The sequence below is a fragment of the Salinivibrio sp. MA427 genome (assembly GCF_001996115.1).
GTDB lineage: Bacteria > Pseudomonadota > Gammaproteobacteria > Enterobacterales > Vibrionaceae > Salinivibrio > Salinivibrio costicola.
In genome coordinates this window covers 1-9,576 of the sequence record NZ_MUFH01000080.1, presented here as the reverse complement: position 1 = coordinate 9,576, position 9,576 = coordinate 1, and the positions used below count along the sequence as shown (strand labels likewise).

Annotated in this window: 8 protein-coding genes; 3 read left to right on the top strand and 5 right to left on the bottom strand. The window is 50.0% G+C overall.

The window, feature by feature from the left end:
* Both BZG79_RS16545 and prmB read right to left on the bottom strand, forming a co-directional pair.
* A partial coding sequence (locus tag BZG79_RS16545) for a hypothetical protein (RefSeq protein WP_206779492.1) occupies positions 1-208 on the bottom strand: 208 nt, incomplete at its 3' end.
* Positions 209-243: 35 nt separating this feature from the next.
* Positions 244-1,176: a 50S ribosomal protein L3 N(5)-glutamine methyltransferase gene (prmB, locus tag BZG79_RS07405; protein WP_077660688.1), complete on the bottom strand. Its 933-nt coding sequence runs from the start codon at positions 1,174-1,176 to the stop codon at positions 244-246.
* 121 nt (positions 1,177-1,297) lie between these two features.
* Between prmB and smrB the strand changes: the two genes are divergently transcribed.
* Positions 1,298-1,828, top strand: a complete 531-nt coding sequence (smrB, locus tag BZG79_RS07400; RefSeq protein ID WP_021023101.1) for an endonuclease SmrB — start codon at positions 1,298-1,300, stop codon at positions 1,826-1,828.
* Here the strand turns inward: smrB and sixA are convergent.
* The gene (sixA, locus tag BZG79_RS07395; protein WP_077576265.1) at positions 1,825-2,310 is read right to left on the bottom strand and encodes a phosphohistidine phosphatase SixA; all 486 of its coding nucleotides are present in this window, start codon (positions 2,308-2,310) and stop codon (positions 1,825-1,827) included. The two genes, smrB and sixA, sit on opposite strands and share 4 nt — an antisense overlap.
* Before the next feature lie 142 nt (positions 2,311-2,452).
* On the opposite strand from sixA, the gene BZG79_RS07390 reads away from it, so the two are divergent.
* Positions 2,453-5,230: an insulinase family protein gene (locus tag BZG79_RS07390; RefSeq protein WP_174566333.1), complete on the top strand. Its 2,778-nt coding sequence runs from the start codon at positions 2,453-2,455 to the stop codon at positions 5,228-5,230.
* 85 nt (positions 5,231-5,315) lie between these two features.
* On the opposite strand, the gene BZG79_RS07385 is transcribed toward BZG79_RS07390, so the two are convergent.
* Together BZG79_RS07385 and fadI are read right to left on the bottom strand one after the other, a co-directional pair.
* Positions 5,316-7,178, bottom strand: a complete 1,863-nt coding sequence (locus tag BZG79_RS07385) for a fatty acid oxidation complex subunit alpha FadJ (protein WP_077774082.1) — start codon at positions 7,176-7,178, stop codon at positions 5,316-5,318.
* Entirely contained in the window at positions 7,178-8,488 is a 1,311-nt protein-coding gene (gene fadI / locus BZG79_RS07380) for an acetyl-CoA C-acyltransferase FadI (RefSeq protein WP_077774081.1), read from the bottom strand. The genes BZG79_RS07385 and fadI overlap by 1 nt, the downstream gene beginning before the upstream one ends.
* 481 nt (positions 8,489-8,969) lie before the next feature.
* Here fadI and BZG79_RS07375 point away from each other — a divergent pair, with 481 nt between their 5' ends.
* Complete coding sequence (locus BZG79_RS07375) at positions 8,970-9,485, top strand: sigma-70 family RNA polymerase sigma factor (protein ID WP_077460328.1); 516 nt, start codon at positions 8,970-8,972, stop codon at positions 9,483-9,485.
* Positions 9,486-9,576: the final 91 nt, after the last annotated feature.

The following is a 9,576-nucleotide window of genomic DNA, read 5'->3' as shown; positions in this document are numbered from 1 at the left end:
CAATAATAGCGCCTAACGCCACGCCATGACTTTCTCCAAAGGTGGTGACGCGAAAAATTTGTCCAATCGTATTGCCTGCCATGCCTTCCTCTGTTTGCCTGATGGGCATTGTTGTGTTTTTGCATACTTTGTTAGCAATTAACCATAAAGCAACCAAAGACGCAAAAAAATCCGCTGACTCGCCCCCTAAATAGAAAAAAGCCAGCACAAGGGCTGGCTAAGTAACACGAGCAAAGGCACGCATTAATCGCGATAAAGGGCAAATTCATCGGCACAGGCGACTAAATCGCGACGCGTAATCATAAAGACACCATGGCCTCCCTGCTCGAATTCAAGCCAATGCAAGGGCAAATGACCATACTGCTCTTGCATATGCACCATGGAGTTGCCCACTTCACAGATCAACACACCGTCTTCGCTAAGATAATCCGGCGCATTGGCAAGCATTCGACGCACTAACTTCAATCCATCCGTCCCCGCGGCGAGGCCCAGCTCTGGCTCATGACGGAACTCATCCGGTAAGTCGTCCATGTCTTCTGCATCGACATAAGGCGGGTTGCTCACAATTAAATCGTATTTGTCTTGTGGCACTTCTTTAAGCAAATCGGAACGGATTGGGATCACTTGCTCTTCCAAGCCGTGATCCTGAATATTGATTTCGGCAACATCGAGCGCATCGGTGGAAATATCAACCGCGTCTATCTCGGCATTGGGGAAGGCGTAAGCACAGGCAATCGCGATACAGCCACTGCCGGTACACAGATCCATTATTCGGTTCGGTGCATGCGGCAAAATACCGGCAAACTCTTGTTGGATGAGCTCACCTATCGGAGAGCGAGGCACCAATACCCGTTCGTCGACAAAGAACTCTAAACCACAGAAATAGGCCTTATTGGTCAAATACGCGACCGGCGTTTTATCGTTAATACGCGCAATCACACGCTCAACAATACGATGCTTTTCACTAGTTGTTAGGCGAGAAAAACGGGTTTCAGACGGGACATCAATAGGAAGATATAAGGTCGGGAGTACCAGCTGAACCGCTTCATCCCAAGCATTGTCAGTGCCATGGCCGTAAAATAACCCTGCCGCATTGAAACGACTGACTGTCCAGCGCAGCATGTCTTGCAGCGTATGTAACTCACTGACCACTTCTTCAGTAAAAATCGTATCCACATTGGCCTCCATCGGCTTCATGCAATTTGGGGTCGCCCTTTGACGCTAGGTCAGTACAATAAGCAGCATTTTGAGCTGGCTGATTGTACAATGAGCTTATTACCTCGGAGACAGTTTTTTTATGAGCAAAAAACCATCGATGACGGAAGAGGAGTTAGCACTATTCCGTGATGCCGTCAAAGGCGCAAAAAAGTTGGAGCAGGATACCATAAACCCGCCACAACGCCAGATGAGCAAACCACGTAAACAACGCCAGTTTGAGCGGCAAAGTAGCGACCATGCCTTTTATTTCTCCGATCAGTTTGAGCCACTTTTAACGGAGTCAGGGCCCATGCACTATGCGCGGCAAGACGTCTCTAAGTACGAAGTCAAACGGCTTCGTCGTGGCGTCTATGTGCCCGATATCTATTTAGATTTACATGGCATGACCCAAACCGAGGCAAAGCGAGAGCTCGGGGCGATGCTCGCCGAGTGCGTCAAAGAGGGGACCGGCTGTGCCAGCGTGATGCACGGTATTGGTAAAGGCATCCTCAAAGAAAAAATCCCCCTCTGGCTCGCCCAGCATCCCAGCGTGATGGCGTTTCATCAAGCGCCACGCGAGTTTGGTGGCGATGCTGCCCTCTTGGTATTAATCGAAGTGCCTGAGCGTTAGCGTCCGAGCTGACGTGGCGACATCAGGGTAGCCAGTGACGCCTGTTGCGTCGCTGTGTCAACGTCAATGATCGCCATTGCCGAGGTGGCAAACATTGGCGGTTGGCCCTCTTTTACCCATTCATTGGTCAAGTAGCCAACCAGCGGTAAATGTGAGATCAACAAAATCACACCGGGATTATCTACCTCTATCATCGCGCTTAGATACGTATGGACCTGATCGCTGTTTCCATACGGCGTAATACCCTCTTCAGTGAGTACTTCGCCAGCGGCAGGCAATAGAGGCGCACATGCTTGCCATGTCTGTTGCGCGCGTAAATACGGACTGACGAGTACTTTATCAATGGCCTGCCCGTTAAGCTGCTGCTGGAGCCAGGTTGCCATTTGTTGGCTTTGTTGCTCGCCATGCGCGGTCAATCCGCGTTCACTATCACTGGCCGCGAAAGCTTGTGCTTCGCCATGACGCATTATGATCAATTTCATCGCGTTAATACCCACACTTCTATACTGAGATTTGCTGCATGCTACCAAGGTAAAACACCAAAGACCAAATAAGTGGTTTGCGACTCTGGTCAGTGGTAGTCATACTTAACCTTAACTTATTTACTTTAAAAGTGAGTTGCTTGTGTACGTCAGCCCAAACGACAACAAACACTACCGTTATATCACGCTGCCTAATGCATTGCGTGTTTTACTGATCAACGATCCACAGGCGCATCGCAGCGCCGCGGCCTTGTCGGTCAATGTGGGGCACTTTCATGATCCGGTAGACCGACAAGGGCTCGCTCACTTTCTCGAGCACATGCTATTTTTAGGCACTGAGTCTTATCCAGTGATTGGCGATTTTCAGCGATTTATCAGCCAACATGGTGGCCATAACAACGCCTGGACGGGTACAGAAAATACCACCTTCTTTTTCGATATTCGTCCCAATCAGTTCGCCCCCGCCTTAGATCGCTTCAGCGCTTTCTTTATTTCACCGCGTTTCGACGCAGATGCCGTGGATAAAGAACGTCAATCAGTTGACGCTGAATATCGCATGAAGCTCAATGATGATGTGCGACGTATCTATCAAGTTCACAAAGAAACCATTAATCCTCAGCATCCGTTCGCCAAATTCTCCGTCGGTAGTGTAGAAACATTGGCTGACCGTCCGGATCAATCAGTGCGCGATGATTTGATCGCATTTTATCACGCCAATTACAGCGCGAATTTGATGACGGTTGCGCTCACCGGACCACAATCGCTCGATGACCTTGAGGCGCTGGCCCAGCAATATTTTGCCGCGATTGCTAATCATGATTATCCCGTGCTTACCGTTGACGCACCGCTAGTGACCAAGGCCGAGCGCCATCAATGGGTCACCATTGCGCCGCTTAAAGAGGTGCGCAAACTCACCCTCGCTTTCTCCGTGCCAGAAAGCCCTGATCAATATCGTACCAAGCCTTTATCTTACATTGCCCATCTGCTCGGTTATGAAGGCCCGGGTAGCCTGATGTCATTATTAAAAAATAAAGGCTATATCAACACACTCTCAGCAGGCGGCGGGATCAGTGGGCGAGACTTTCGCGAGTTTACACTTGGCTTTGCGCTCACCGAATTGGGCTTAAGCCACATCGACGATATCATCACCCATGTTTTTGAAGCGATCGCATTGATTCGACAGAACGGTGTCCAAGCTTGGCGCTATCAGGAAAAGCGGCAAGTGCAAGAGTTAGCTTTTCACTATCAAGACGCACTTCGCCCTATTGATACCGTGAGTCAGTTGGTCATGAATATGCACCATTACGCACCGGCCGATCTCTTGTATGGGGATTATATGATGGCCGGCTTCGATCACACTCAAATTCAAACCATGTTGCAGCATATGAGCGTCGATAACGTTCGAGTGATGCTGGTGGCAAAAGGCTTTAGCCATGATCAGCAAGCAGAATGGTATCAAACGCCTTATTCCATCAAACGGTTTTCTGCTAAGCAAATCGCACAATGGAAAACAGACTCGATATCGCCAGCGCTCGCCCTACCGGATCCAAACCCCTATATTGCCGATGCACTGCACCCGCTCCCCGTTGAGCCCGACCAAAGTGACACCCCGCACTTAATCGAGACGTTGCCAGGCTTTCGTCTCTGGCATGGCCAAGAGCCACACTTCCGCGTGCCGAAAGGGCATGTCTATATTGCCATTGATAGCCCACATGCGGTCGCGACGGTTAAAAATATTGTCATGACCCGGCTTAGCGTTGAGATGTTATTAGAAGCATTGAATGAGCAAGCGTATCAGGCCGAAATTGCGGGCATGAATTACAATTTGTATGCGCACCAAGGCGGCGTGACCTTAACCCTCAGTGGCTTTAACGATAAGCAACCTTTATTACTCAAGCTGATTTTACAGCGATTTTCTCAGCGCAGTTTTAATCCCGAACGCTTTGAAACGATTAAAGCGCAGCTAAAACGAAGCTGGGAAAATGCCGAGAAAAATAAACCACTCAGTCAGCTGTACAACAGTATGACCGGCTTATTGCAACCCAATAACCCACCATATCATGCCCTTTTAAGTGCATTAGAGACGGTGACATTGCGCGATCTACCTGAGTTTGTCGAGGCCATGCTCGCCACCCTCCATGTCGATATGTTTGTCTATGGCAATTGGCACCTTAACCATACGCAAGCACTGGCCAACACCGTTAAAGATGCGCTACGCGTAGAAGGGCAAGCCTATCAAGAATCGGTGCGACCGCTGACCTTGCTCGACGGTGTGGGCACCGTCAGTTATGAGCGCACTCTTGGACACGCAGAGTCCGCGCTCTTGGTGTATTATCAAAGCGCATCTACCGACCCGGAGGCGGTGGCGACCTATACCCTCGCGAACCATCTCATGTCGTCCGCTTTTTTTAACGAATTACGGACTAAACAACAACTTGGTTATATGGTTGGCGCGAACAATTTACCCCTCAATCGTCACCCTGGATTGATTTTTTACGTGCAATCGCCGTTGGCAGGCCCTGAGTTATTAATGGGGGCGATTGACGATTTTTTGAATGCGTTTTTTATGGTGCTCTTGGAGATGAGCGAATCGCGTTGGCAGAGCAGCAAACAGAGCCTACTCGCCCAGGTGCGAGAGCCAGATAATAATTTACGCGCGCGTGCGCAACGTTACTGGATCAGTATTGGCAACAAAGATTATCACTATCAACGTCGCGAGCAAGTGGCCGACGCCATGGCTGAGCTCACACGCGCTGATATGGTACGCTTTGTGGTCAATACCTTAAAACCAAGAACCGCCGATAGACTTGTGATGCACAGCTGTGGCATTGACCACCAAGACGATGCCACCTTAGACGGCGCTCACCCTATTACCGATATTGAGGCTTTCCGTGCACAGTGTCGGCGCAGTGAAGACTAACCTACCGTTAAAATATAAAAAAACAGGGCCGCGCTTTGTGGCCCTGTTTTTTTGCTTGGCGCTCGCTCTTTTTTAAGCGACGCACTTATTCGGTATCGGGATAGAAGACATCGCCTTCTTTCGCCATTGCCAACAGGCGTTCACAAGGCGCAAACCGTTCACCGTAACGATTTTGATGCGCTTGGAGCAAGCTCACCACACGTTCGATACCAATATGATCCATGTAGCGGAACGGTCCGCCCAAAAATGGCGGGAAGCCAATGCCAAAGATCGCACCAATATCGCCATCTCGTGCCGAGCGAATGACGCCCTCGTCGAGGCAACGTGCCGCCTCATTCAGCATCATTAGCGCGCAACGCTGGGCCACTTCATGACCCGACAAACTCGCATTGAGTTTAATGTTCAATAAGCTATAGATCTTTTTATCAACCTGCTTACCTTTGCTGCCTTTTTTACTGGCATCGTAGCGATAAAAGCCTTTACCGGTTTTACGCCCTTTACGGTCATCATTTAACAGCACATCAAAGACATCTGGCGCTTCAAAGCGCTTACCCAGCTCCTGGGTGAGAATTGGCGCAATTTTAGCCCCAATATCAATACCCACTTCGTCAAGCAACGTAATAGGACCGACCGGGAAACCAAAGTCGAGCAATGCATTATCGATATGTTCAATCGTTTCGCCAGCCAATAACACACGCGCCGCCTCGTTCATGTACGGGGCAAGAATCCGGTTCACATAGAATCCAGCGCTATCACCCACCACAATCGGTGTTTTCCCCTGTTTGCGAGCAAGCTCGACCACGGTAGATATCGTCTTATCACTGGTCCCTTGGTGCGGAATTACCTCGACTAAAGGCATTTTTTCCACCGGGCTGAAGTAATGCAAGCCAACAACCTTCTCTGGCCGCTGGCTGCCTTCGGCAATTTGGTGGATAGGCAGTGAAGAGGTATTGGTGGCAAAAATAGCGTCTTTACTTGTTATCGACTCCATCTCTTGCACCATGCGGTGTTTTAGCGATAAATCTTCAAACACCGCTTCAACCACCACGTCAGCATTCGACAAGGTCGTGGCTTGTGTGTCACTGCGTAATGACTTTGATTCAGGCGTCATCACCAGCTCGCCAAACTGTCGAGCTTCTTCCGCGAAACCTGTTTTTAGTCCTTTATCTAGGCCTTTTTTGACCACCGCTAAGATAGCATCCGCTGCCGGATAATTACCCCGCGTTTTGGCACGCGCTTTTTTACCCGCTTGATCAAAGACGAGGTTACGCCCTACCGAATTTCCGCTTAACATCCAGCTTTGCCATGTCCGGCTGCGTTTCGGCTTGGACTTTTGCGCCAACGCTTCGGCGACATCAAGCAGAACCGTATTCGGGACACAATCATCAATCACGCCGAGTTTTTTCGCTTTCTTCGCCCGAAGCTGCTTACCGGTTAGCATCATGTCCAATGCATCGGGGACGCCTATTAAGCGCGGTAAACGCTGCGTACCGCCCGATCCGGGAAGCAGACCAAGTTGCACCTCCGGCAAGCCCAGTCGCGTTTTATCCCAATCAGTAGCAACCCGACTGTGACAGGCAAGAGCTAACTCTAACCCACCGCCTAAACAAGGACCATGAATCGCAGCCACCACATGAAAAGGCAGTTTTTCAATACGTGAGAATAAGGCTTGCCCTTGCCCCGCGATCTCACTCGCTTGTTCGGCACTTTCACACGCCTCTAGCATGCGCACGTCAGCGCCTGCGACAAAGTTGTCCGGTTTGCCAGAGTGAATCACCAGTCCTTTAATCGACTGGTTGCCCTCGAGTTGATCCAGCACCGCTGAAACGCCCTCGACAAAACTCGCTTGCAAGGTGTTCATACTCTCGCCAGGCACATCAATGGTCAGCCAAGCAATGTGATTATCAGCAATCGTTAACGTAAAGGCTTGCGTATTATCGGTTGTCATTATTCTGCCTCCAAGATCATTGCAGCACCTAGCCCACCAGCCGCGCACGCGGTGTTAAGCGCTAATCCTCCACCACGACGTTTAAGCTCACGCAGTGTTTGAGTGATCATGCGCGCGCCTGTAGCAGCAAAGGGGTGGCCGTAAGCAAGCGAGCCGCCCAGCACGTTGAATTTGTCCATATCAATTTCACCGATGGCGCGATCACGATTGAGGTGCTCACGGGCAAAGGTATCAGAGGCAAACATTTTCACATTCGATAGGGTTTGCGCGGCAAACGCTTCGTGCATATCAATTAAGGTGAGATCCGCCAACGTGATCCCCGCGCGGTCTAACGCCATCGGGGTCGCATACGAAGGGCCCATCAACATATCTTTTTGTACGCCAATCGCCGAAAACGCGTAGGAGCGTATATAACCTAAGACCTCGAGTCCAAGCGCTTTAGCACGGCTTTCTGGCATCATTAATACTGCCGCCGCACCATCAGTGAGCGGCGTACAGTTTGCCGCGGTCACAGAGCCATGTTTACGGTCAAATGCAGGGCGTAATTTGGCATAATCTTCCAGGGTGGAATGGGGACGCAAGTTATTATCTTGTCCAATCCACGCTTTGTATGGTTCAGGGTACGCCGTCATGACTTCATCACTAAGCAAGCCTTCATCCCACGCTTTACTGGCAAGCTGATGAGAGCGAAGCGCGAGTGCGTCTTGATCGCCTCGTGAAATTTGATGTGACTTCGCCATTTGTTCAGCGGTCTGCCCCATGCTGAGGCCGGTTGAGTATTCGGCGACGGCCGGTGGTACAGGGGCTAAATCTTTAACCGATAGCTTACTGAGCAGCTTTAAGCGCTGACTCATGGTTTTCGCTTTGCTTAAATCTAACAAGGTACGGGCGAGCTTTTTGCTTACGCCAATCGGCAAGACCGATGACGAATCCGCGCCCCCGGCAATTCCCACTTGGATATTGCCTGCAATCATGCTTTCTGCCACATTGGCAACGGCTTGAAAGCTAGTCGCACAGGCACGGGTGACACTGTAGGCATCGGTGTGAATGTCCATCCCCGTACCCAATACAATTTCTCGCGCAATGTTGGGGGCTTCAGGCATTTGCACTACCTGCCCAAACACCACTTGATCAATGTCTTTTGGGGAAATACTGCTGCGGTTCAGCAGTTCTTGTACCACCATTTTGCCCAAATCAACCGCTGGCACATCAGTGAAAGCGGTTGATTGGCGCGCAAATGGCGTACGCAGCCCAGACACAATGGCAATACGATCACCATTGCCGGTTTTAAGATGTTGCTGAGACGTCATCACTGCTCCTTAGGATGTTCTACAGGTCTGACCAGGATTGTAACCAAATTGTTACTAGCTTAAAACACCCGTTTTAATTGATTGGTAAGATTGCCAACAAGCGCACAGTTCCGTGTACCCTGTACCGAGAGTGATTTAATAACAGCAGATTGAAAAGAAACTACGGCATAAAAAAAGGGGCTACACGCTAGCGTGAGCCCCAAAAAAGATTGGAAAGCAAAACGATAATCTGGGAAGTGTGCAGTGCTTTTCCCGCACCCAGATCCGAACAGAAAGTCATATCATTCAAAAAGGAAACGCCGTTCACTCAACCTCACGAGTGTCGACACATGGCCGATAACGACAGGGTTAACTTTACCGATTTGCAGGGATTCAATATTGAAACAGATCAAACTTGTGCCGATTTTTCACCTAAGCTGAAATTAAATGACAAATCACTCGGTCTATAGACGGACGCATCGATAAAAAAGGTTTATCCTGCATGACTCGACAAGCCCGCTACGAGGCATTGGTACGCGCTTGGCACCGTGATCTCTACCGGTATGCCTATTGGTTGGCCAAAGATCCACATATCGCCGAAGACTTAGTTCAAGAGACGTGCCTGCGTGCCTGGCGATCCTTGGACAGTTTGCACGACGAGAAGGCAGCGAAAGCCTGGTTGATCACTATTTTGCGCCGAGAAAACGCACGACGTTTTGAGCGCAAACAGCACGATCATATCGATATACAAGACGGAGAATGGGAAGATAAAACCCGTCCCAGCCAAGAAGCTTCAATGGAGCAGCGCTGGTTACATCGACAAATTGCCGCCCTCGCCCCGGAATATCGCGAACCATTGGTGCTCCAAGTGATTGTCGGCTTTAGCGGTGAGGAAATTGCGCAACTGTTAGATTTAAATAAAAACACCGTGATGACACGCTTATTTAGGGCCCGTGCACAACTCAAAGAAGCGCTTGATAATCCAACGGCAGGAGGGCAACAGTATGGACGATCTTGAATTTCGACGCCGTCTTTTGGCCGACCCGTCTGATCCCGAGCTACAGGCATCGAAGGCGGCCTCTCCTCGTCATCAACGCTATGCCGAGGAT